The organism is Devriesea agamarum (assembly GCF_900070355.1).
In the GTDB taxonomy this organism is placed as follows: domain Bacteria; phylum Actinomycetota; class Actinomycetes; order Actinomycetales; family Dermabacteraceae; genus Devriesea; species Devriesea agamarum.
The window spans coordinates 1,545,365-1,567,276 of record NZ_LN849456.1 but is presented as its reverse complement, the minus strand read 5'-3'; the positions used below and the strand labels follow the sequence as shown (position 1 = coordinate 1,567,276).

Below are 21,912 nucleotides of genomic sequence, written 5' to 3'. Positions count from 1 at the left end.
CTGCGTCGGCGCTGAACGCGTGAGGGCCGCTCGCCGAGCTGTACATCCGGTCCATGCTGGTCGAGCGGGTAGGTGCTGAACGTGCTGACTGGCGGCTACATGCTGACCGAGCGGGTACGTGCTGCTGGGGGTGTTTAACGAGCTGCCGTGCTGGGTGTGCGGGTTCCTGTTGTTGCCGCTGGGAGGCTGGGAGTCACACACGTGGGCCCCGGTATCGCAGCGTTCATTTACTGCGATACCGGGGCCCACGGATAGGAGAACCCGGTCTGGACTTGGCCGGAAACCGGCGGGGAAACTAGCTGGAAACCCGGTTGGAAAACCGACCGGGATGAGTTATCGATGCGATGGCTAGTCCACCGGTGCGATGTCGCGGGGCTCTTCAGCTCCTGGTTCGTTTTCCCGGACCACCATGCGGATCGGGTCGATCTTCGCCCACACGACGAACAGAATTGCCACCACGATCATTATGATGCCGGTCCACAGATTGCCATTGATTCCGCCGGTGATGGCCGCCTCATGAGCATTGAAGGCGAAGATCCCCAGGGCCACTAGGATCACGCCGAATAGGCAGATCAGGGTAGCGATAAAGATCCGGATATCGAAGGCGCCGACGGTCTCAACGTGCTCGGTGGTCTCGTTTTTGGTGCTGTCGTTCACGATGAGCTCCTTAGGCGAACACGATGTTCAAAATGATGACAAGAGCCAGTCCGATAGATGCCATCGGGATTGGACGCCGCCAGAAGGGCAACGCTTTTTCCTCGGGATCGATCAGGTCGGCCTTCGGGGTTTCTGAGTACACCAGGCCTCGCAGTTCATAGGCTTGCTTGGGCTTGGTGAACATGGTGACGATGACCGAAACGGCGATGTCCACCACGAATGCGGCGGCCGCCGCGAGGAACGCGAGGCCCTGGCCGGGAAGGTAGAACAGGTGCCATACCTCCGAGCTCACCCAGAGTGCCACCGCTGCCAGCGTGCCGAACACCAGCCCGGCCCAGCCAGCGGCCGGGGTCATCCGCCGCCAGAACATACCGAGGATGAACGTGGCGAACAGCGGGGCGTTAAAGAAGCTGAAGAGCGTCTGCAAGTACGCCAAGATGTTCGAGAAGTTCGCGGCAATCAGAGCCGTGAAGATTGCGATGATGCAGGCCGCGACGGTGGCGATGCGTCCCACGTTCAAGTAGTGCTTATCGGAGCGGTCCTTCATCACGTACTGCTGCCACAGGTCATAGCTGACCACGGTGTTGAACGCCGAGATGTTCGCTGCCATACCGGCCATAAATGCCGCCAGCAGACCCGCGATGGCGATGCCCAAGAGGCCGTTGGGCAATACATCACGCATCAGCAGGAGCAGGGCGTCGTTGTAGTTGATGCCGCTGGCATTTGCGGCTGCTTCACCTTGGGTGTAAAAGACCCGCTTGTAGTCTGATAGCTGTGGTACTAGGACCGCGGCGATCATACCCGGGACGATCACAATGAACGGGATGAACATCTTCGGGAAGGCACCGATGATCGGGGTCATGCGGGCGGCCGTGATGTTCTTTGAGGCCATAGCGCGCTGAACTTCGACGAAGTTGGTGGTCCAGTAGCCGAAGGAGAGCACGAAGCCGAGCCCGAACACGATACCGATCACGGACAGCACCGGGTTATTGAAACCGGATAGCTGCTCACCGGGCCAGGTGTGCAGCTGCTGAGAACCGAGCATACCGTCGCTGGTGACTTTCTCGACCAGTCCCTTCCAGCCGCCGACCTTGTGCAAGCCGAGCAGGGTCAGGGGGAGCAAAGCCGCAACGATCACGAAGAACTGCAGCACTTCGTTGTAGATCGCAGCGGACAGACCGCCCAGGGTGATGTAGCACAGCACGATGGCAGCGGCGACGATCAACGCGACCCATAGCGGCCAGCCGAGCAGACGGTTGACAATGGTGCCGAGCAGGTACAGGTTCACGCCACCGATCAGCAGCTGCGCGAGCGCAAAGGACAGGGCGTTGACCAGATGGGCGCCGGTGCCGAAACGCATGCGCATGAACTCGGGCACGCTGCGGACTTTGGAACCGTAGTAGAACGGCATCATGACCACGCCGAGGAACAGCATGGCGGGGATGGCACCGATCCAGAAGTAGTGCATGGTGGGGAACCCGTATTGGGCACCCGTAGCAGACATCCCCATGATCTCGACAGCGCCGAGGTTCGCGGAGATGAAGGCGAGGCCGGTCACCCATGCGGGTAGGGAACGACCGGATAGGAAGAATTCGATGGAGTTGGAGACGCCACGCTTGGCGAACCAGCCCACACCGAGGACGAAGATGAAGTAGAGCGCGATGAGCACGTAGTCGATCGCTTGCGCGTCGAGCTTGATGCCGATCTGGTCCACGTCGTCCTCCTTGACGTGAGGGGTGTTGGGCCGAGGCCCCGGATAGAAGAGGGACATTCCGCTGGCGACATCACCTGCTTTAGTGCTGCCGTCGGTGGAACAAAACCGCAAAAAGTCTACCAGTGTGTGATCTCGGGTTGGGTGCCGAGAGTCCCTGGCTGTGGTAACAGCGGTGGATGTGGTGGTGATCTTAACGCGGGGCGGCGGGGTGCTGGGGAGAGTGTACGTGGGGCTCAGTGCGGGCGAGTGCTGAGCAGGGCTCGGGCGGCGCGGTGGGCGCGGTCGGCATAGTCGGGGTTGCCGGTGCCGGTGCTGGCGGCAATGGCGCCTTCGACCAGTACGAACAGGGCTTCGCCTGCGGTCTGGTCGTCCACGATGTTAATCAGTAGTTCCTGCAGCTCACGCAGGTGGCGTCGGACGATGGCGCGGGCTTCGGGGCTCAGGGCTGCGCCGCGGGTGTTGGCGATTCCGCACCCGAGATAGTTGGGGGCGCAGAACCAGGAGCGGAGCCAGGCAAAGAGGCGGTCGATGGCTTCTTCGGGAGTTGCGGAGTCTGCGGTTGCTGCCTGCACATCGTCCATCCAGCGCGAATGGGTCCGGGATAGGTAGGCCAGCACGAGGGTGTCTTTGGAGGGGTAACGCCGGTATAGCGCTTTCAGGCTGATGTTGGCGCGGGCGCGGATGTCTTGGATGGAGACTGAGGCAATGCCGCGTTCGTAGAAGAGGTGTCCGGCGGCGTCGAGGATGGGGTCGTCGCAGCAGGTGGCGTGAATGGCGTCGGGAAGAGGGGTGGGGTGTGGGCCGGTGTGGTCGCCTTGGTGAGGATCGACATGAGCGCCGCGGGGGGTCTTGCGCGGAGAATTCATATTCTCTACTCTAGGGGAGAATGATAATTCTCCACGAGGAAGATGGGCCCATGATTTCAAACCCGACCACTGAAAAACTCTCCGTCGACCTGCTCGTCATCGGCTGGGGCAAAGGCGGCAAGACGCTCGCGGCCACCTATGCCGCTCGCGGCCGCCGCGTCGCCATCGTCGAACAATCCGACCAGATGTACGGCGGCACCTGCATCAACATCGGCTGTGTCCCCACCAAAGCCCTCGTGCACTCCGCTCAGGAACGTCGGAGCGAGGATGACATTCAGGCCACCTTCCGCTCAGCCGTTGCGGCCCGAGACACCCTCATCGACAAACTCCGCGCCGTGAACTACCAGATGCTCGCCGACAAAGACACCGTCACCGTCATTAATGGTCATGCCCGCTTCGTCGGCCCCCATGAGGTGCAGATCAGCGGCAGCGCCGCGGACGAGACCCTGCGTGTCCAGGCGGAGACCATCGTGATCGGAACCGGCGCCGTCACCGTGATGCCTCCCATCCCCGGTCTGGATGGCCCCCGCGTCCACACCTCCACCAGCATCCAGCACATCGACCCCTTCCCGAAGCGCCTGGCCATTATCGGCAGCGGATTCATCGCCCTGGAATTTGCCTCTATGTTTAGGGGATTTGGCGCAGAAGTTACCGTGATTGGTGCCATGCCGCGCCTTCTGCCCGGTGACGACGAAGACATCGCCGCAGCAGTCACCGAAGTCCTGGAAGGAGATGGAATCCGCTTCGTCCACGGCGCCACCGTGAACCGCGTCGACGACGACGGACAAGAAGCCACCGTCCGCTGGTCCGACGCCGACGGCAACGAAGGCTCCGCGACCGCTGACGCCGTGCTGGTCTCAGTGGGCCGCCGCCCTGCAACCGACGATCTGGGGCTGGAGGCCGCAGGGATCGAGACCACCGACCGCGGCGCCATCGTGGTGGATGATCATCTGCGCACCAACGTTCCGGGCGTGTATGCGGTGGGCGATGTCAACGGCGGCCCACAGCACACCTACATCTCGTTGGACGACTTCCGAATCGTGTTGGATGACCTGCTTGGAAACGGAACCCGAGTGCGTTCGGACCGCGTGGGCGTTCCCAGCACGACCTTTATGACCCCTCCGTTCTCCGCCGTCGGCATGAGTGAAGACCAGGCTATTCGCGCCGGTTACACGGTGAAAACAGCGATGAAATCGGTCGCTGCGGTGAAGGCCATGCCCCGTCCGAAGACCGTGCAGGACGCTCGCGGTGTCATTAAGTTTGTGGTCGACGCTGAGACCGATCAGATCCTCGGCGCTCGACTGTTCCACGTCGACTCCCAGGAAGTCATCAACCTGGTGGCCCTGGCGATGCGCGCAGGCATCACCGCGAGCACGTTGCGCGACGGCATCTGGACCCACCCGTCCTCGACCGAGGCTCTGAATGAGGTGCTCGGCGAGCTGAAGTAATCGATGCGCTCGCCGGGCGCTGCGTTCAGCGGCCCGGCAAGGTGTTTCGCGTCAAGGAAGCCCGCGATGTGACATGAGGTCGGCCTGATATGAGACCGGCCCGAGCGCAGGCTCGATGACATATGGCCGGACCAGCTGGTTGTTGTCCAGATGGTCCGGCCATATTTTTATGCACTGATGGTTGGGCTGCGAACACGGTGAGTTGTGCATGCAGCTGGGTTAGGGAGCCTACGGGTGTGCAGATTGTTAACCGATGGCTCTCGAGAGCTGCGCACGACTCCTGCGAGGTGCACAGGCCATTAGGCTGCGAGCCCGACAAGCAGGTAGATCACCCCCACAATGATGAACGCGGAGACCGATTGAATGGTCTGCTGAACGGTCCAGGTTTTCAACGTGGTTTTCACGTCCATACCCATCAGGCGGCCAACCAGCCAGAACCCGGAGTCATTGACATGGCTGGCAATCACCGAACCGGCAGCGGTGGCGAGCACAATGCAGGCGATTTCCAGCGAGCCATAATGACCAGCCTGCACCGCGGGGGCGATCAGTGCCGCTGCGGTGGTGAGCGCGACGGTGGCCGAACCCTGGGCGATACGGAGAACAGCCGCGATCACGTATGCGGCGACGAACACCGGCAACCCGATGTCGGACAGCAGTGTTTCGATGGCGGCGCCAATCCCGGAGGTGCGCAACACCCCACCGAACATGCCGCCCGCACCGGTGATCAGGACGACTGAACAGATCGGGCCCAGTGCCGAATCGAGCGTTTTCTCCAGGGCGGTGCCGTTGATACCGCGACGGGTTCCCAGCACGACCGAGGCGACGATCACGGCAATGAGCAGGGCAATCGGTGATTCCCCGAGCATGCGCAGCACATGTACCCAGGTGGCTTTGGCATCGACGATGTTGGCCGCGCCGAGAGCGCTCAGCCCCGTGTTGCCGAGGATCAGCACGAGCGGCAGCAACAGGATCAGCACGATAGTGAACGGACGCGGGGGATTGGTGACATCGTCGCCATCGTCTGGGTTACCCAATAGCGCGGGAATGGGCAGCGGAATGCGCTGACCGACAATCCGACCCCATAAGTGACCGGCCACGTACCACACCGGGAATGCGACGATGACTCCGAGCAGAAGCACAGTGCCCAGGTCAGCATGCAAAAACTCGGCCGCGGCAACCGGACCCGGATGGGGCGGCACGAAGACGTGCATCACCGATAGCGCTGCAATCACCGGGAAGGCATAGAGCAGCAGAGAACCGCGCAGTCTGCGCGCAATAGCGAACACGACGGGGAGGACCACCAGCATGCCCGCGTCGAAAAAGATCGGGAAGCCGACCACGAGCGAAGCTAGGCCGAGCGCAAAGGGGGCACGCTTTTCACCGAAGATCTCGACCATTTTCTCCGCAAGGGACTTAGCCCCGCCGGAGGTTTCCACAAGGCGCCCGAGCATTGCCCCCACGGCGACTAGAAGCGCCACACTGCCCAGGGTTTTTCCGAAGCCCGAGACCATAGTTTCGGCGATATGTTGCACCGGGATTTGGGTTGCCAGCGCGGTCAACAGGCTCACCACGATCAAGGTGATGAAGGCATGCACCTTAAATCGGATGACCATCACGAGGATTAAGGCGATGGCGCAGGCGGCAATGAGCAGCAGAACCCACCCTGGCAGGGTTTGCTGCCAATTTTGCGTCCAGTCCATACGTAGCTCTCCTTTGAGTAAGAGGTGCCGGTGATCGGCAGGGCTAAGCGGTCACGCCGCGGGCGCCGGGTATCCGGCGGGGCAAGCGGTTGCGCCCGTGGGGTCCGCACGACGTGGGTGCCGCACGAGTAGATACGAAAATCGTGTGTGCATCGCCGGGCGGGTGCGTCACAGGGTAACTGCCTGTCGCGGGGAAATACTACTTTGCTGCCGCGGATACCGGGGAGGTAGAGCGCTGCCCGCAACTTTGGCTGGTGATAGCGCTAGGTGACCGGTCAGAAATCTGGACGGCATGGGTACGGAGCGGCTGTTGTGTTGGTGTGGCTAGTGGCTACACGGGCGTTATTGCCCTGAAGGTGTGCCGATGGACAAGCCTGAGGCTTTGTTTGTGAACCCGGAGGCTTTGTTAGCGAACTCAGATGGCGTGCTAGGGAACCCGGAGGCTTTGCTAGTAAACGAGCGCTCGCGGAGTATGGTTTTGCATATTTTTAGATGTAGTTGTTTGGCCGCCGAGCTAGCAGCGACGCACTGACCCAAAATATTAAACCTGCGATGGCATTCGCGCCAGCAAAACTTAGCGCCAATCCGGCAATGTCTTTCACGTCGAGAACAGTGACGGGAAGGATGGTTGCGTACACATTAACTGCGCTGTTGTTCGATGCTACTCCGATCGACCAGTTGCTGTGCTCGGTTAGATGAATAACGCTCAGAATGCAAGCCGCCATCGCTGCACCTACGATCACCACAAACAGCAGCCAGGTGGATGCGCGAAGAGCAGTCTTACCGCGCACGCCTTTTAATAGGTACACCACGAAGACCATTAAGCCAAGCCCCGAAAAGACCGACACAATGTAGCTGACGAACATGATGAGCTGGTTGAGAAGCTCATCGCCGTCAGCACTGACCTGCGGAATGATGGCTGCAATGTATCCGATGGTCAGGAGAATCCCCATGACCAGACTGCTGAGCGCCGCGATGATCCAGCGGGGTTTCGGGGACAGCAATAAAAGCCGATCCTCTGAAAGACCAATCAGCCGAATGAGATAGTCCAGTGCATATACCGCGAGGCCGACCGATAGCAGCATGACACCGATACCGTGAATCTGCTGAACAATGACGTCATCGGATATCAAGCGTACGATGCTGAGAATCGCCATCAGCAGAATCAAAGGCATCATAATTCGGCCGTGTTTGAAGGCCATGAGTCGTAGATCAGTCATAGTTCAGAAACAATCCTCTTGTACGCGAGTTCAAGATCGCCATCGCCTCGGTCACGCAGTGACGCTGCTGAGTCGTTGGCTAACACATTGCCATCAGAAATCAGCACGACGTTGTCAAACACCTGATCAACGCCGTTTATTAAGTGGGTGCTGAGTATCAACGGCGCGTGGTCGGAGCGATACTTCATAATCAGGTGAAGTAGATGATCCCGGGTCAGAGGATCGACGCCTCCCAGTGGCTCGTCCAGAACGTAGAGCTCAGGCGCTCGGGACATAATCAGTGCGAGATGTAGCCGTTCCGACATGCCCTTTGACAGAGCTGACACTCGGGAGGCTGTGGTGACCTTCGAGCCCGTGAGGAATTCGTCAAATACCTCTTTCCTGAAGTCGGTATAGCGGTGTTCATAGAGTTCAGAGCACTGTTTGACCGATAGCCAGGAGTACAGAAACGGCGCGTCGGGAAGGTAAGCGATATTGCTGCGGCTCGGAGCCGTGACGGTTCCTTTGTAGCGACCTATGTCGCCGCACACAGTCCTCAGCATGGTCGATTTACCGGCACCGTTTGGACCAAAGAGGCCGATCACTCCCGCGTCTTGCGGTATGCGTAAGGACACTCCGTCCAGGGCGATCGTTGGGCCGTAGGTGACGGAAAGATCGTTGATGGCGACAATAGCGTCAGTGGTCATAGGAGAATCCAGTCGTCCGGGCAGAGAAGGAATGGGTATGCGCTGTGGTCGGTAGGGTGTGCGGCCAGCATGCCAGCGGGTGTGACCAGCAGGCTAGCGAGCGCGAGCAGCATGACAGCGGGCGCGAGCCGCATGACAGGGGAAAAGAGTGCTGGAGGGGAGAGGTGCGAGCCGGGTTGGTTTGTCGGTGGTGTTGCCGATGCGGGTGCTATTGCCGACGTGAGGATCTCCGACATGTCGTCCATGCTACCGACCATGCGGTGTGGGATGGGTGCGAATGGGGTGTTTGATGAGGTCGGGTTGGTTGCGTGGCGTGAGGCGGACTTACGTTCGTTCTGCGGGAGGGGCAACAATGTACGCGTTGCGCAGCCAGTGACGCATTTCGCTCAGCGTAGAAGGCATTAGTAGATCGCGGAATGGTCCATTTATTAGCGGCCAGCGGCCAGTAGACCATAAGTTGCTTGAACGCCCGCCTGGACGCGAAGTGCGTGACATCGCGCAGCCCAGCCGCCCTTCGTGGTGGGCTCGACTCTGGATTGTTAGATAACGGGTCTATTCGAGAGCGCCATCGCTCTGCGGAGCGCTCATGAAATTGGGACATTGCTAAAAAGTCTTTATCTTGAGGAACATTGCGTGCAGCACTATAAGAAGTGGCACGCGGAGATCCTGGCAGATCGCCGCAATCGGATAGAGGGGTTGCGGTTAACCGAATATGGCGAATATCGTGGTGACGATAAACGGAATATTCTTAAGATTGACATATATGTGACATGTGCTATACTGGCTAAGTTGAATACAACTTTCGTACTCGGATTGAAAATAAAATATTGCTGGTGCCCTTACTGTCAAACGGCTCCTGCCTATAGTTACAGCCATTTCGATGACGATAGGAGGGTTCGCCTTGTCCGCCATAGCGGAAGTTAATAGTGATCAACTCTCGATCGTGTTTTAGTGAGATTGGAGCAAGATCGCAAGAAGCAAAAAGCATTTCCGCATTTAAGCGTTATGGCCTACCCAGGGAGGCTCAAGTGTTTTTGAATCGAGAAGCTAACGCGGGTTGGATCATGGGATTCGCCGCTACCAAACGTTACTGCTCGTAATGTCTCAGCAAGTCGCAACCATGGTCGTAGATTTAAAATTCGGGGCCACACTTTGAATGCTGTTAAATGTGGCCACTAGGGCCTGGGTTGCGGGTAGCTGATTGCCAGCAAGGGAAGGTTTCACTATGACAATGCATATCTTGGTACTCATTGGCATCATCGTTGCAAATTTGATTATCCTAGCAATCGTGGTCGCTTTAGTTCTATGGTTGGTAAAGCGCGATGCCCACAACCCCAATAATCAAAAGATTTACGACAGGAATATCTAGGATTGCCGTCTGAACTCTTGATAAGGTGGCCGACCTCTAATTTTGGTGGCAATTGTTGCGCAGCAGTGCTCGGCACGCTCCCAATGCATTGAAAGAACCTAAAAAAGTTATGGGGCTTTTATGGAATGCATGAAAGAAGCGAGGCCGATCAGGGGCATCGGAGCAGGTTTGATAGGAGCTCTGGCACGCGGTCAACTAAAGAAGAATCTTGGGGTCTAGGGCTATGTCTATCGCAGAAAATGACGAACATAAAGAGTCATCCAAGAAAAATTCTCCAGGCTGGTTCTATACAGTCATATTTGTATTCGTAGGGGTAGTTCTCTACGATTTGTTTAAACACCTATTTTTCGCTAACTAGTATTGTTGGCGCTGGTTCAGTTTCTATCGAATGTGACATGCGTCTGCCATTGAATGGGCGGTGAATTTCAGTGGTTCAACAAACGGAACTCTTGTTTATCATGAGACGCCCGTTCACGATAAACAAGAGTGCCATTCGGGTTGGAGTGGTATCGCTGATCGTGCTGGTGCTAGCTACTGTGCTGTTGCAGTAGTTTCCGCTCTCCATCCAAGAGGAGATGGTCATTTGCGTTTTAATAGCTGTACCTTTGATTTCAAGTCTGATGCTGCGTCATCCAGGTGGCGAATGTAGCGAAGAGAGATTCTCTCGCGTGCGAAATAATCGGGGTTTATCTGGGGTTCTGTGCTTTACATCGTCGTAGGCGAGGGGCTGGAACGACAGTCAGAGCTGCTTGAATTGCCGGGTTTAAAATAGTGTCACGGATCAGAGCAATGTTTAGACCCCAGTGGAGAGTCTTGCTTTGCTCGAAATAGAAAGTTGGGAGTCTCCACTTTCGGATCTTAAATTTGAAGAAAAAATAAGATTTTGGGATGTTCTCTTTCTGGATGTAGGGGATACTCCGTTTGGAAACGGCGCTGATTGATATATTGGAAGGCGTGAATAAGCCTGTCCTCGTCGTCCTGGGTGGACTTCCTGCCACGGGTAAATCGACTATCGCTGCCGCTATGCGTTCGCGGAGGCCCAGCATCGTTTATCTGCGGATCGATACGATTGAGCAAGCGCTAAGGGACTCCGGGGAGATGGGGTCCGACGGTGTGCAGGGGGCGGGCTACGAGGTGGGATATGCCCTCACTCGCGATCTATTGGTACCGGGCGCAGTTGTCGTTGTCGAGTGCGTCAACCCGCTCGGTTTTACCCGACAGGCGTGGAATAACGCTGCAAGCGACCGCGATGCCACGATAATTAACATTGAACTGTTCTGCACGGATACGGCTGAGCACCGCCGACGAGTAGAAAACCGCACCGTGTCCGTCCCCAGACTCAAATTGCCGGACTGGCAGGCTGTCCAGCAACGCGAATACGAGCGCTGGGACGGAGCCGACCTCAGAATTGATACCGCGACCGCCTCTGTTTCCCACGCGTCACGAATAATCCTTGACGCAATCGCTGCAACCCAAAGTGCACGCTAGCAGACAGCGTCGAAACCTCAGCCCTCGGAACCTCAAGCGCTACAGTTGAAGAAACTTGGGTGCTCGCACTCACACCACCAATATGCATCGATGTGCTGCCTATGAATGGCGATGGTGGCGAGTGCAATGTCCACACGGAGAACTGAACGAGCTTAGTAGTCAGCCAGCTAGTTCGACGTGCGACGCCGCTTTCCACTCCTCCAACTCGTCTGACTCTTCCCATAGTTCGACGAGTTCGGATCGTTCACTGGTGGAGAGCACTGCTTCCAGGGCAGTGCGCAGCTTCGCGCGGATATCAGGCGACTTTAGGAACGAGACATGGTCAGCTGTGAGCTCATCCTGATCCGCAGGAAAGTGACCCGCCGCGAGATGCGCGAGAGCAATGATCATCTCACCCTGATCTGAGTCAATATAATCGCTGACGTCGAGCACGTCGTCGAGGTCGTCAAACTCGCCGTCGCTGATGTCTGCGACCAAATCCATCGCGCCGTCGTTATCGAAAGGTCCAAGATCCCAAGCTGCCATGCCATAAGGCTACTTGATTTCGATGTGGGATGAGTTCAGTTCAATCAATTGAGAATGTGTTATCCGGATTGGGCTGTGCCCACGGATGTATTGCTGAGGGCCCTAAGAGCCAGCGTATATAGTCTCTTGCTCACAAGTACCGGTCGATTATTGTTGATTTCTTGGAATCGGATGCCGTTGAAGCGCTGGAGTGTCACGATGTCCTGATTGAGGAGGAGGTCAAAATACAGTAACGCCGGACTTCCAGAGTTCACCGCATACTCGCGCGCGGCATGACCTGGTCTCAAAAACGAGAACCAGCGCTCACCTGCGCGGAGTTAAATCTAAGATCGAAAAGTGGGAGCCCTGTTCCATTATTGGCAAGGCTAGTATCGTCGTCATTCACATGTCATCGTTATTACCTTTTCAAGGCGCCGCCGCGTGGTCACTCCAGCGGCATGCGAATAGCTCGTCAGTATTGTTCATCGGTCAGCCGGTTAAAGAACTCCTCTTCAGTGACCACTTCGATGGGTGAGCCTGCTTCTCTGAGCTGGCTCGCTTTGAACATTTTTTTCGATGCGGACGTTCCCTCAACCCAGTGACGAGGGTTGACTATCCCTACCACAAGCATTGTCGTTTTCATGGTGATACTTTTATCCGCCATCCCGCCGGTGGCGCGAACTAGTTCTTGGAGTGCCGGCCTCCGTCCAAGCCGTAAAACTCCCGTGAAAACAACATGATGTCCGCGCAGTGCTTCCTTGTTTTTTCCGTATATCTCGACGAGTTCATCGACAGTTTTCCGGTTGCGAAGAGCCCCTGCCGCGGGGCCAGGTTGGTAATTTCGGACCCTGGTTACGGGGCATAGTTGCTCGATGTCTTCAAAGCTGTAGTCCTGTTGCATACGGATAAATATTCTTCCGCATGCTTCGGCATCAGCCGTGGCGTTGTGGTGTTGGAAGGACTCGCCCGGGAAGTAGTAGTCGAATACGTCATCCAGGCTTTTTCTCTCGAGCTTGTCCGCAAGCATCCGCCGTGCTAAACGAACTGTGCAGAACTTTCTGTTGGTGATGGGGTCCAGCTCGTACAGTTTGGCAAGGTCGGACAAGACGTAGCCATCAAAAGCCATGTTGTGCGCGACGATGGGCTTATCTTCTATGAAGCTTTCCACCGTGCCTACAATGTCTGACCATTGTGGTGCCTCAGCAACGTCCCGAGCCGTGATGCCATGAACCCAAGTATTGACGGCGCTGAAGTAGTCAACGCTGGGGTGCGGGTGAATCAAGCTGTAAAAACGATCCTCGACTTCGCCGTGATCGCTGTATCGAACGAGCCCAATCGCGCAGGCAGAGCTGCGCTGTTCATTCGCCGTTTCAAAATCAATAGCTACGAAGGATCGCATGACACTCCACTCTCGAGAACGTTATGTGTCGATTGTAGTCACTGGGCATCTTGCGAAGTAGTGAATCTGCAGTATTTCGGTGCTCGGGTATCAGATCTTTCGAGACCAGGATTTCGTCGGGATGGCAAACGCTGCCGAGCCCGTGCCGTTCATTGCCGATTCGGAATACTCCCAGGGGTAGATGGGGAAATATGACCTCTCGCGGGGTGATCGTAACCGTCATGCTCACTGCCCTTGGGGCTATGTGCTGCTTTTTATTGAACCCGGCTGGATAGCAAATCAAAGTAGCGCATAGGGGCAGGCGTGTACCGCAACTGAGTTGAGCACAAGGATGGCTTAAACCTACCCGTTCGCGGCGATACCCATCGCGATGTAGGCATCATCCTCAGGGCGATAGAAGACCTGAACCTGCCTGCCTACCGCCACATTAGCGACCTGCTGGGGCTGTAGGTAGACGGTCTTGGTGCGGTCGATGAACTCGCTGGGCTGATCTGCGCGGGCAAAGCGAACCGTGATATCGAGCGCGGTGTGTCCGTCGCGGACTTCACCCGTGGGGGTCGACTCCACTACAACGCCGGTCACACTTACGCCTCGTTTAACGGTTTCAACGCTTTCCTGGTCGGAGAGCCCTTTTTTGATCCGGTCCTGCTGCAGTAGGTCGTTAACCTCGCCTACGCGCTCGCTAGGTAGCGGGTACAGTTTCTCGGGTTTTTCTGGTTTGAAACCCACGGGAAGCATTGCTCCCGGAATTAAACCTTGGGTTTGATGGGGAGGGATGGGGGCTTTTAGAGTGCCGTGAAACTCGTTCGAGTCCTTGTCGGTGACACGCATGGCCAGTTTATAGACGCGGATTCCGTTGATTTCGAGCCCAGTCATTTCGACCTGTTCGATGGTGCCCACCCCTGGGACCAGCTTGGCGGCGCTGTGCGGACCTTGGAAAGCCCCGATGACGAGACGCGATATTCCCGACATGAATAGTATGAATCCGATGATGCCTGCTGCGACGATAAAGTATGTCGATTCAAAGAAAGAGCTTGGCTCAGGGGTGTCAAATGGGGCGTTAACTTTCTTTATTATGGAAAATATGAAAAACGTGACGGCAGCAATGCCAATGACTAGTTTTCCAGTGTTTAGTAGAACTGAGCTTTTTCGCATGGAACTGAGTATATAGCATGAGTCGGCTGGATATACCCTGTAACGATACGGATCGTCTGCGTCATAACTCCAGTTTGTGGCGGTGTTCTGCTCGCCGTGTTTGATTGGTCGGGCATGCGGTACTTCGTTTTAGGTATCCCAATGTAGAGCTATCAGGGTGTCGGTGTGCATCCAATGCCCTTTTGGCGGAGGGGTGAGCCGTCGTCCGGATCAAAAGATCGCTAATGTGCTAACTGTCTATCCAGCACCGTCGGTGCGAGACCGTGTTCTTCGAGCACTCCTGGATTGAGTGTGCAGGGGCCCGTCCACAGGTATGACATGCGGGCACGTTCGCGGACCATTGGATGTATGAGTCCAACGGCTTGCAGCATCCAGGTCGGAACCCGGGTGAACATTGGTTTATCGGTGAGGTGGTAAGCAATCTGCCTCAGCGAACTCGGTGGAAGAGTCGACGTGTGCAGAACACGGTCGTGGCTCAAACTGTCTGCGTGAGCGGCGCACCACACTATGGCTTCGGCGAGGTCGGGAATATAGGTGAGCGAGTGGGGAAGGTTTGGGACGCCCAAGGCCCAACATTGTTTCCCGTGTACCGCAGGTTTAATCGTGGTCGTCAACGCGACGGAGCCGCTCGTTGCTGCGGTCGGTGTCCTCAATGAGGGACAGCGTGCAATAGCGGAAGATTTTGAATATTTCTTTTGGTGCGTCAAATTAGATTGAATTAAAATTTAATTTTTCATTCCACCCTTAAAGATAAAAAGAATGAAGTAAAAACAGCCAAATAATGCAAAAACTACTCCCAGTACTAACCCAAATGGTTCCGGAATGAACTGTTTGCAGGTTAAGGCTAGGGCTATGCATAGTAGCCCTCGCCAGGTGATACGGGAAAGGGAAGGTGAATTGTCTGGACCGGCTTTCATTTAAAGATCAACTCCAAAACAGTCTTTAAGCACCGAGTTAACTGAGAAAAAATCCAGAACGGCAACTACCGCTTCCTTGCCCCCAACTTTAGCGGCCTCGTTGGCTGCGATACTGAGTGCTTCTTTGTTTGGTTTTCCATTTTTCTTTGCTTCTTTGAAGGCGCTGATAGCTTTCTCTGCAAACTTTTTTGCACCCCCTGCGGCTTTAATCGCAGACTTAATCTTCGCAATTTTAGCGATGGCGAATGCATTGGTTACAAGTGCCGTTGTGATCTCGATTCCGCACGATACAAGTCCCCTAAATTGTGGGACTGTTGCGACCCATTCATTAAATGCTTCCTGGCTTATCAGTGCCGAGTCTGGGATCGACTCTATGAGCTCGAGTCCTTCGACGGGGCTGGCTGTGGCGCCCTCATCTTGAAAATCTATCAGGTATGCGCTTCCGAAATCGAAATCGCCTGTCCGTGACGAAGCAAGATATGAGGTTGGAGATTTTTGTGACGGCACAGTTAGGGCCGATGCCGCCCCTGCCCCAGAGAGTAGGACGGCGGTTGAAGTGGCAATGGCTAAGACCTTTTGAGGTGCATGACCATACTCCTGTGTGTGGTTTGCTCACCAAATTTCATGGCGAGTTGGTAATCGGAATCTAGCGGCGAAGAGGTTAGGTGGCGGGAATTGCCCCAAAATCGTTACCATTCTGTGATTCGATTATGGAAGTTATATCAGGATATATCTTATCGCTAATATTGTGATATTTCGCATCTTTGGCGTAGTTAAAAGCGTTACTAAAACTCGACTGAGTTTGATATTGATGTTGGCGTCCTGCGAAGTCAGGGTGACGTGAGCTGACCGTGCACTCGGCAATATGTCAGAGCGGTCGCCGCGACAGTCTGGGTGACGAATACACCGCTTTCTTAGAAAGCAGCATGACCGACCTCGGTATCGACTCCACCCCGGTGGCTATGGCCAACACGATGGAAGCCTGGTGCGCCATTGTTGGTGCGATTAGCGCCGAACTCTTTAGCCAGTTCGGTCCAGGTTTCGACGAGGTTGCTCCGCGGATGTTTGACCGTTTAATCGACGGGCTCACGGCAAAGTTCGTATAGCCTCAGTCCTTTCTTGGGCCTGAATCGGGTGTGAAACGCCCGTGGTTGCGGACGATCCGATCAGACCCGATGTGCGCTGCCGCTAGTTAGCCTGCTCGTCGATGGCGCGCTCTAACCGTTCCAACTTGCCGTTGATCTCGCCCTCATAGCCTGGGCGGATATCTGCCTTCAGCACCAGCGAGATGCGTGAACCGTAGGGTTCGACCGCCTCGGTGGCGCGTTTGACGACGTCGAACACCTCGTCCCAGCTGCCCTCAATTTCGGTGAACATGCTGCTGGTTCGGTTCGGAAGGCCGGAGTCGCGTACGACTTTCACTGCCGCGGCAACCGCGTCGTGCACGGAACCGTCGGCACGTCCGGTGCCGGAGGGGGCGATAGAAAACGCGATGAGCATGGGAGGTCCTTTCGTCGTGCTCCCCGAGAGACGAGCACCTGCGCTATCGGGTACAACCCCAGTCAAGCACTACGCCTCACATGCTCACGAGTATTTGGCGCTTAGCGCTATGAGCGCCCATGGGGCTCGCCGTTGTCAGCACCGCTTCGCGTCAGCAGCACCGTCCGCGAGGGTTCTCATCCATATCGCGGTAGGTCTGCCGCCAAAATTCGCGTTCGCTGAGAGGCGGGTGGGGGCATCCGCTGACCCGGTGGTGCGTCAGATATTTGTCGTAGGCGTCAGACCCGAGCACGCCGCGGGAGAACCGCCGGAACGCTTTCCAAGCAGACCCGATGTAACTGGTGAGCTCACTCCGCGGCCGCGCCTTCAGGTGCACAGCACCCTTATCCTGGCGCCCTGTATCAGGTCCGCAATGGTGTGCGCTCACCTCATGGCACGTTGCATCCGCTTCCAAACCCGCCGCGCCATCCGACCTCAGATCCGAACTTGCCGCGCCGATGCCACGGCGGCCCGCATCCGATCCGCTCGGCGAGAACTCAGTGCGAGACACCGGAAAGGTCCTCTTCAGGATGCTTCGCATAGTAGGCCTGCCACTTTTTTTCCAGCTCACGTTCGGCGGGCGTGGGGATCATGCCATGCGGTGCGAAGATCTTCGACGGGGTGATGGGATCTTCGGTATCGATCAGCTTGACACCGCGCAGAGCCTGCAGCGTGCGCCAGGTGGCGACGATCATGACGATCAGGCCGCACACCACGAACAGCACCGAGAGTGAACCCTGGATCAGGGTATTACTGACGACGGTTTGCATTGCCTCAACGGTTTTAGCGCTACCCAGTGACGTCTTTCCCGCGGCCAGTGCCTCCTTGTAGGCGAAGTGGTTGGCGAAATAGCCGATGGAGGGGTTGGGAGAGAAGATCTTCAGATAGGAGCCGTACACGGTGATCACCGCTGTGAAGTACATCGGTACCGCAACGATGAGCAGCAGCCAGCGTCGTCCCTTGCGGGCGAAGATCACCATACAAATCGACAGGGCGACCGCCGCGAGTAGCTGGTTCGCGATGCCGAACAGTGGGAAGAGGGTGTTGATGCCGCCCAGGGGGTCATTCACGCCCATGACCAGGATGGATCCCCAACCCGCCACCATCAGCGCGGTGGTAATCCATGCGCCGAGTCGCCAATTCAGGTCGCGGAACCGCGGGTAGATGTTACCGAGCGCGTCGGAAGCCATGAAGCGGGCGACACGGGTGCCTGCGTCCACGGACGTGAGGATGAACAGGGCCTCAAACATAATCGCGAAGTGGTACCAGAAACTCATCATGCTTTCGCCGCCGACCAGCTGATGCATGATGTGCGAGAGCCCGACCGCCAGGGTTGGGGCACCGCCGGTGCGGGAGACCACGGATTCTTCGCCGACGAGTCGGGCGGTCTCCGAGAGTTCTGCGGGTGTGACGTGCACGCCGGTGAGGCCGAGCGAGTTGACGAACGCGGCGGCCGATTCAACGGTGCCGCCGGTGGCCGAGGATGCCGAGTTCATCGCGTAGTAGATGCCCTGGTCAACAGAGACCGCAGCGACTAGCGCCATGATGGCCACGAAGGATTCCATCAACATGCCGCCGTAACCGATCAGGCGAGTCTGCGATTCCTTCTCTACGAGCTTCGGCGTGGTGCCGGACGCGATCATGGCGTGGAAGCCCGACAGTGCGCCACACGCGATTGTTACGAAGAGGAACGGGAATAAAGCGCCGCTGAAGACGGGTCCGTCGCCGGTGGAGGCGTACTTGGTGACAGCCGGAACAGTGATCTCGGGCCGCACGAGCACAATCGCGATCGCCAACATCACGATTGTTCCGACCTTCATGAATGTCGATAGGTAGTCGCGCGGGGCGAGCAGCATCCACACCGGGAGCACCGCGGCGAGGAAACCGTAGATGATGATGATCCAGGCGATCAAAGGACGATCGAGGTGGAACAGAGCCTGGCCCCAGTCCGTCTCAGAGACCCAGCGGCCGGAGATAATGGCGAACAGCAGCAGCGCACAGCCGATCAGGGACACTTCCATGACCTTGCCTGGCCGGATATAACGCAGGTAAAAACCCATGAACAGTGCGATCGGGATGGTCAGACCCACGCTGTAGACGCCCCAGGTGGATTCGCCGAGCGCATTGACCACCACCATGGCGAGGATCGCGACGATAATCAGCATGATCGACAGGGTCGCGATGAAGGCGGCGATGCCGCCGACCAGGCCGAGTTCGTCGCGGGCCATCTGGCCAAGCGAGCGTCCTCCGCGGCGCATGGATGTGAACAGGACTAGGTAGTCCTGTACTGCTCCGGCGAGGATCACGCCGACGATAATCCAGATCGTGCCCGGCAGGTACCCCATCTGTGCGGCGAGCACGGGACCGACCAGAGGCCCAGCCCCGGCGATGGCAGCGAAGTGGTGGCCATACAGGATGCGACGGTCGGTGGGCACGAAGTCTTTGCCGTCGTAGCTGTATTCGGCGGGGGTGGCCCGGCGATCATTGGGTCGGATCAGTTTGTCCTGGATGTACTTCGCGTAAAAGCGGTATGCGATGAAGTACGAGCACACGGCGGCAAACACGAACCAGATAGCGTTGACGCTTTCCCCGCGATAGATCGCGAGCATAAACCAGGCGATGCCTCCGAGGAGGGCGATGCCACTCCATAGCGCAATAGATGCCGGGGTCCAGCGGGTGTGCTTCGGGGCCTCAGGAGACAAAGAATTGGGGTCAACTGGGCCGGCGACTGTCACCGGTGGGCGGATATCCGCGTCAGACGCGGATGACCCCGTGGGCGAGGAGGGTGAATGCGGAGAGTCGGTCATGATGGGGGAAACCTCGGGTCGGCACTGACGTAGCGCGGATAACCATACAGGGCGAACGCAAGGACGTCACAGCTCGACCAAATCAGGAGATCGCACCCGGTTCTGGCCAGCGCTAATGGATGCGACGCAGGCGTATCTAATCTCTGCTGTATGTCGTGTGGACGGTCACTCGACACCGAGCTCGATGCCGGGTAAACCTGTTTCCAGATGTTTCGGTGGGTTATAGCCTCACTATCCGGTGAGGGGATATATCGAGTTACCTATTCTGCGCGCTATCGTCTGCGATGAACTCCGAGAGGTGCTGCGACATGGCGATCCGAGATGGTTCATGCACGTACATCATGTGCCCGGCAGGGTAGTACTCCACTCGCAATCTGCTGTGGTAATCCTGCTCAGGGATTGCGAGATGAGCCAGCGCATGTTCAGAGGCATGGAACGGTGTTGCCCCGTCGTGGTAACCGTGCATCACGAGTACGCGCAAGGCTGGTACGGCTCGCATTGCGGAGGCGAGGTCTTCGCTGACATTGACCGTGCAGTTCTCGAAGCTGCTGTAGCTCCACGGGTAAACTCGGGCGCTCATGACCTCATAGACAATGTCTGTGTGAAAGCCAAGGTCTGAGCTGAGATAGTGGTTAATCCCCGCCGTATATGCGGGGGCTAGCGCGCTGATGGACGGGTCATCGTCGGCGGTTGCCGCGTTGGCATCACCCGCAGGCATGGTGAAACGCCCGTCGATACGGCCGGTAAGACGGTGCTGGTCGCGCAGCAGCTCAGCGAAAAAGTGCTGGTGTTCGATCCGCAAGTTCGCCCGATCGACGTAGTCCGGGTGAAGCCCCGTCAGCCCCGCGATGCTCTGCACCGCCTCTCGGCGCTGGACAGCGGTCAAACGGTGACCGGCGGCGAGAAGTCCCTGGTAGGGCCCGTCGGCAAACGCGGTGGCCTCGGCAACTACCTCCTCCAGAGAACGTCCTTCGTGCTTACCGTGGTAGTGCGCAATAGCAGCGTAGGTAGGAAGATAGTGAACGTATGCGGAGTCGTTTCCCTGGTTGAACAAAAGCGTCGCGAAGTCCAGCACCGGGGAGATAAGCACCACCCCGTTGAGCGCGAGGTAGTACCGCGAAAATAGGTGCCCGGCAAGCGCCGCTGCACGGGTGGTGCCGTAGGACTCGCCGAGAATGAATTTCGGAGACAACCAGCGATTGTGGCGGGTGAGCCAGTCGATGATAAAAGAGGCCACCAGATCGCGGTCAGCCTCAAATCCGTGGTGCCGGTCGTGCTGCTGTCCGACCGTCGGACGGGTGAAACCGGTGGTCATAGGGTCGATACAGACGAGGTCGGCGTCCCTGAGAACGGTGTGAAGATTGTCGTGCAGGCCGTACGGCGGCGGGGTGAGATGATCGACATCGCCGCTGTCCACCCGCTTAGGACCAAGCATTCCCAGATGTAGCCACACGGTTGACGAGCCGGGGCCGCCGTTAAAGGCGAAAACCACCGGGCGCTGAGGGTCACGATCCTGAGCGATATAACTGACGGAAAACACTTCGGCGTACGGCACTGCCCGGCTGTAACCGCTGCGCCCTCCTGTCTCGGATGAGGGGCCGGCACTACTCGATCCGACGGCCTTCGATCCGGAGCCCCCAGTCTCACCGCCGCCAGATCCGGTCAGTTCCTCGCACAGGACTCGGGTGCCTGTGATTGCGGTGTACCGAAGGTCCCTATCGGGCAGGTGTAGCACATGCTCGGTGGTGCACAGATGGTCGGTCGGCGTTGATGGGGATGACGAGGTGACGTGGTGATCCGCCGGGTCGTTGCTGAACCGGTCATCACTGGCTGTGTCGCGTGGAGACGGGCTGGGATGTGAATAGGTGCTATTTGACTGGTTGCGCTCGTCGGTCACGATAATTCTCCAGGTGAGTGAGATGGTGTGCTCAGTGCTCAGTGCTCAGTGCTCAGTGCTCAGTGCTCAGTGCTCAGTGCTCAGTGCTCAGTGCTCAGTGCTCCGTGGCGATGGTGTCGTTGGTGAGGTGGCGGGTCGGGGGAGAAGTGTTTGGGCGCGGTGCGGGACTGTGAACAGAATATGCAGCGGTAGACGCCGCCAAAATAAGGAGTGTCGGGTCAAAATGGTGTATGCCGGTAACGGCGTTGGCAAGTGACATTGTGATCCACCAGTGCGCTATCGGGTTATAGCAACGCGCTTTCCTCAGTATGTCGCGAATGAATTTCGCATGGTGGAGCGTGAAAACAGCTGATCTCGGTGTTCCGATCATGCTGCACGAGTTCTCGCCTGTCTTTCCGGCCTAGTTGCCTATGCCGTGGCCGAGTGGTCGGACGATGTCGAGCGAGGCTCTGTCCGGTGTCTGCTCGATGGGACCTAGGCAGGCTATTGTGATGCGCAGCACTGCGGCTGTGTAATGGGTCAAAGCCGCTCCACTTGAGGGAGTAT

General features: G+C 57.3%; 20 protein-coding genes. 4 read left to right on the top strand and 16 right to left on the bottom strand.

Annotation, left to right across the window (positions count from 1 at the left end; all coding sequences use genetic code 11):
- Positions 1-348 precede the first annotated feature (348 nt).
- From BN1724_RS06835 to BN1724_RS06825, 3 genes are all read right to left on the bottom strand, one after another.
- Positions 349-657: a tetraspanin family protein gene (locus BN1724_RS06835; RefSeq protein ID WP_058234758.1), complete on the bottom strand. Its 309-nt coding sequence runs from the start codon at positions 655-657 to the stop codon at positions 349-351.
- Positions 658-667: 10 nt separating this feature from the next.
- Positions 668-2,371, bottom strand: a complete 1,704-nt coding sequence (locus tag BN1724_RS06830) for a sodium:solute symporter family protein (protein ID WP_231928181.1) — start codon at positions 2,369-2,371, stop codon at positions 668-670.
- 233 nt (positions 2,372-2,604) lie between these two features.
- Positions 2,605-3,237, bottom strand: coding sequence for a TetR/AcrR family transcriptional regulator (locus tag BN1724_RS06825; protein WP_058234757.1), 633 nt, complete (start codon positions 3,235-3,237; stop codon positions 2,605-2,607).
- A 50-nt stretch (positions 3,238-3,287) separates the two neighbouring features.
- On the opposite strand from BN1724_RS06825, the gene BN1724_RS06820 reads away from it, so the two are divergent.
- Entirely contained in the window at positions 3,288-4,685 is a 1,398-nt protein-coding gene (locus tag BN1724_RS06820; protein ID WP_058234756.1) for an FAD-dependent oxidoreductase, read from the top strand.
- A 299-nt stretch (positions 4,686-4,984) separates the two neighbouring features.
- Here BN1724_RS06820 and BN1724_RS06815 read toward each other — a convergent pair whose 3' ends face one another.
- The 4 genes from BN1724_RS06815 to BN1724_RS12900 all read right to left on the bottom strand — a co-directional run bounded on the left by BN1724_RS06815 (position 4,985) and on the right by BN1724_RS12900 (position 8,527).
- Complete coding sequence (locus tag BN1724_RS06815) at positions 4,985-6,385, bottom strand: GntP family permease (RefSeq protein ID WP_058234755.1); 1,401 nt, start codon at positions 6,383-6,385, stop codon at positions 4,985-4,987.
- A gap of 488 nt (positions 6,386-6,873) precedes the next feature.
- Positions 6,874-7,605 carry a hypothetical protein gene (locus BN1724_RS06810; protein WP_058234754.1) on the bottom strand — a complete coding sequence of 244 codons (732 nt, stop codon included), beginning with the start codon at positions 7,603-7,605 and terminating at the stop codon, positions 6,874-6,876.
- A complete protein-coding gene (locus BN1724_RS06805; protein WP_058234753.1) occupies positions 7,602-8,291 on the bottom strand; it encodes an ATP-binding cassette domain-containing protein in 690 nt (229 codons plus the stop codon). The genes BN1724_RS06810 and BN1724_RS06805 overlap by 4 nt, the downstream gene beginning before the upstream one ends.
- Positions 8,288-8,527, bottom strand: a complete 240-nt coding sequence (locus BN1724_RS12900) for a hypothetical protein (protein ID WP_157085798.1) — start codon at positions 8,525-8,527, stop codon at positions 8,288-8,290. The genes BN1724_RS06805 and BN1724_RS12900 overlap by 4 nt, the downstream gene beginning before the upstream one ends.
- Positions 8,528-10,614: 2,087 nt before the next feature.
- Here BN1724_RS12900 and BN1724_RS06795 point away from each other — a divergent pair.
- Positions 10,615-11,148: an AAA family ATPase gene (locus BN1724_RS06795; protein ID WP_197671766.1), complete on the top strand. Its 534-nt coding sequence runs from the start codon at positions 10,615-10,617 to the stop codon at positions 11,146-11,148.
- A 159-nt stretch (positions 11,149-11,307) separates the two neighbouring features.
- On the opposite strand, the gene BN1724_RS06790 is transcribed toward BN1724_RS06795, so the two are convergent.
- The 3 genes from BN1724_RS06790 to BN1724_RS06780 form a co-directional block, all read right to left on the bottom strand.
- Entirely contained in the window at positions 11,308-11,673 is a 366-nt protein-coding gene (locus tag BN1724_RS06790; protein ID WP_058234751.1) for a DUF4259 domain-containing protein, read from the bottom strand.
- Positions 11,674-12,124: 451 nt separating this feature from the next.
- Positions 12,125-13,051 (bottom strand): exonuclease domain-containing protein, encoded by a 927-nt coding sequence (locus tag BN1724_RS06785; protein ID WP_058234750.1) that lies wholly within the window; start codon positions 13,049-13,051, stop codon positions 12,125-12,127.
- A 342-nt stretch (positions 13,052-13,393) separates the two neighbouring features.
- Entirely contained in the window at positions 13,394-14,023 is a 630-nt protein-coding gene (locus BN1724_RS06780; protein WP_058234749.1) for a hypothetical protein, read from the bottom strand.
- Here BN1724_RS06780 and BN1724_RS06775 point away from each other — a divergent pair.
- A complete protein-coding gene (locus BN1724_RS06775) occupies positions 14,022-14,222 on the top strand; it encodes a hypothetical protein (protein ID WP_157085797.1) in 201 nt (66 codons plus the stop codon). The genes BN1724_RS06780 and BN1724_RS06775 overlap by 2 nt on opposite strands.
- A gap of 205 nt (positions 14,223-14,427) precedes the next feature.
- On the opposite strand, the gene BN1724_RS06770 is transcribed toward BN1724_RS06775, so the two are convergent.
- Positions 14,428-14,772, bottom strand: a complete 345-nt coding sequence (locus BN1724_RS06770) for a Rossmann-fold NAD(P)-binding domain-containing protein (protein ID WP_058234747.1) — start codon at positions 14,770-14,772, stop codon at positions 14,428-14,430.
- A gap of 351 nt (positions 14,773-15,123) precedes the next feature.
- Entirely contained in the window at positions 15,124-15,630 is a 507-nt protein-coding gene (locus BN1724_RS06765) for a hypothetical protein (protein WP_058234746.1), read from the bottom strand.
- A gap of 419 nt (positions 15,631-16,049) precedes the next feature.
- Here BN1724_RS06765 and BN1724_RS06760 point away from each other — a divergent pair, with 419 nt between their 5' ends.
- A complete protein-coding gene (locus BN1724_RS06760) occupies positions 16,050-16,229 on the top strand; it encodes a hypothetical protein (protein ID WP_157085796.1) in 180 nt (59 codons plus the stop codon).
- Positions 16,230-16,311: 82 nt separating this feature from the next.
- Here BN1724_RS06760 and BN1724_RS06755 read toward each other — a convergent pair whose 3' ends face one another.
- The 4 genes from BN1724_RS06755 to BN1724_RS06740 all read right to left on the bottom strand — a co-directional run bounded on the left by BN1724_RS06755 (position 16,312) and on the right by BN1724_RS06740 (position 21,366).
- Complete coding sequence (locus BN1724_RS06755; protein WP_058234744.1) at positions 16,312-16,623, bottom strand: thiamine-binding protein; 312 nt, start codon at positions 16,621-16,623, stop codon at positions 16,312-16,314.
- 151 nt (positions 16,624-16,774) lie between these two features.
- Positions 16,775-17,173, bottom strand: a complete 399-nt coding sequence (locus BN1724_RS13495; protein ID WP_331709455.1) for a YbdD/YjiX family protein — start codon at positions 17,171-17,173, stop codon at positions 16,775-16,777.
- Positions 17,160-19,469, bottom strand: coding sequence for a carbon starvation CstA family protein (locus tag BN1724_RS06745; protein ID WP_197671765.1), 2,310 nt, complete (start codon positions 19,467-19,469; stop codon positions 17,160-17,162). The genes BN1724_RS13495 and BN1724_RS06745 overlap by 14 nt, the downstream gene beginning before the upstream one ends.
- Positions 19,470-19,725: 256 nt before the next feature.
- Positions 19,726-21,366 (bottom strand): S10 family peptidase, encoded by a 1,641-nt coding sequence (locus BN1724_RS06740; protein ID WP_084252838.1) that lies wholly within the window; start codon positions 21,364-21,366, stop codon positions 19,726-19,728.
- Positions 21,367-21,912 lie beyond the last annotated feature (546 nt).

What these genes read in the sequence shown, in the direction of transcription:
- BN1724_RS06790 (WP_058234751.1), bottom strand. Translation starts at nt 11,673, where the DNA reads ATGGCAGCTTGGGATCTTGGACCTTTCGATAACGACGGCGCGATGGAT.
- BN1724_RS06755 (WP_058234744.1), bottom strand. Translation starts at nt 16,623, where the DNA reads ATGCTCATCGCGTTTTCTATCGCCCCCTCCGGCACCGGACGTGCCGAC.
- BN1724_RS06825 (WP_058234757.1), bottom strand. Translation starts at nt 3,237, where the DNA reads ATGAATTCTCCGCGCAAGACCCCCCGCGGCGCTCATGTCGATCCTCAC.
- BN1724_RS06760 (WP_157085796.1), top strand. Translation starts at nt 16,050, where the DNA reads ATGACCGACCTCGGTATCGACTCCACCCCGGTGGCTATGGCCAACACG.
- BN1724_RS06815 (WP_058234755.1), bottom strand. Translation starts at nt 6,385, where the DNA reads ATGGACTGGACGCAAAATTGGCAGCAAACCCTGCCAGGGTGGGTTCTG.
- BN1724_RS06805 (WP_058234753.1), bottom strand. Translation starts at nt 8,291, where the DNA reads ATGACCACTGACGCTATTGTCGCCATCAACGATCTTTCCGTCACCTAC.
- BN1724_RS12900 (WP_157085798.1), bottom strand. Translation starts at nt 8,527, where the DNA reads ATGTCGGAGATCCTCACGTCGGCAATAGCACCCGCATCGGCAACACCA.
- BN1724_RS06775 (WP_157085797.1), top strand. Translation starts at nt 14,022, where the DNA reads ATGAATAGTATGAATCCGATGATGCCTGCTGCGACGATAAAGTATGTC.
- BN1724_RS06780 (WP_058234749.1), bottom strand. Translation starts at nt 14,023, where the DNA reads ATGTCGGGAATATCGCGTCTCGTCATCGGGGCTTTCCAAGGTCCGCAC.
- BN1724_RS06745 (WP_197671765.1), bottom strand. Translation starts at nt 19,469, where the DNA reads ATGACCGACTCTCCGCATTCACCCTCCTCGCCCACGGGGTCATCCGCG.
- BN1724_RS06810 (WP_058234754.1), bottom strand. Translation starts at nt 7,605, where the DNA reads ATGACTGATCTACGACTCATGGCCTTCAAACACGGCCGAATTATGATG.
- BN1724_RS06785 (WP_058234750.1), bottom strand. Translation starts at nt 13,051, where the DNA reads ATGCGATCCTTCGTAGCTATTGATTTTGAAACGGCGAATGAACAGCGC.
- BN1724_RS06820 (WP_058234756.1), top strand. Translation starts at nt 3,288, where the DNA reads ATGATTTCAAACCCGACCACTGAAAAACTCTCCGTCGACCTGCTCGTC.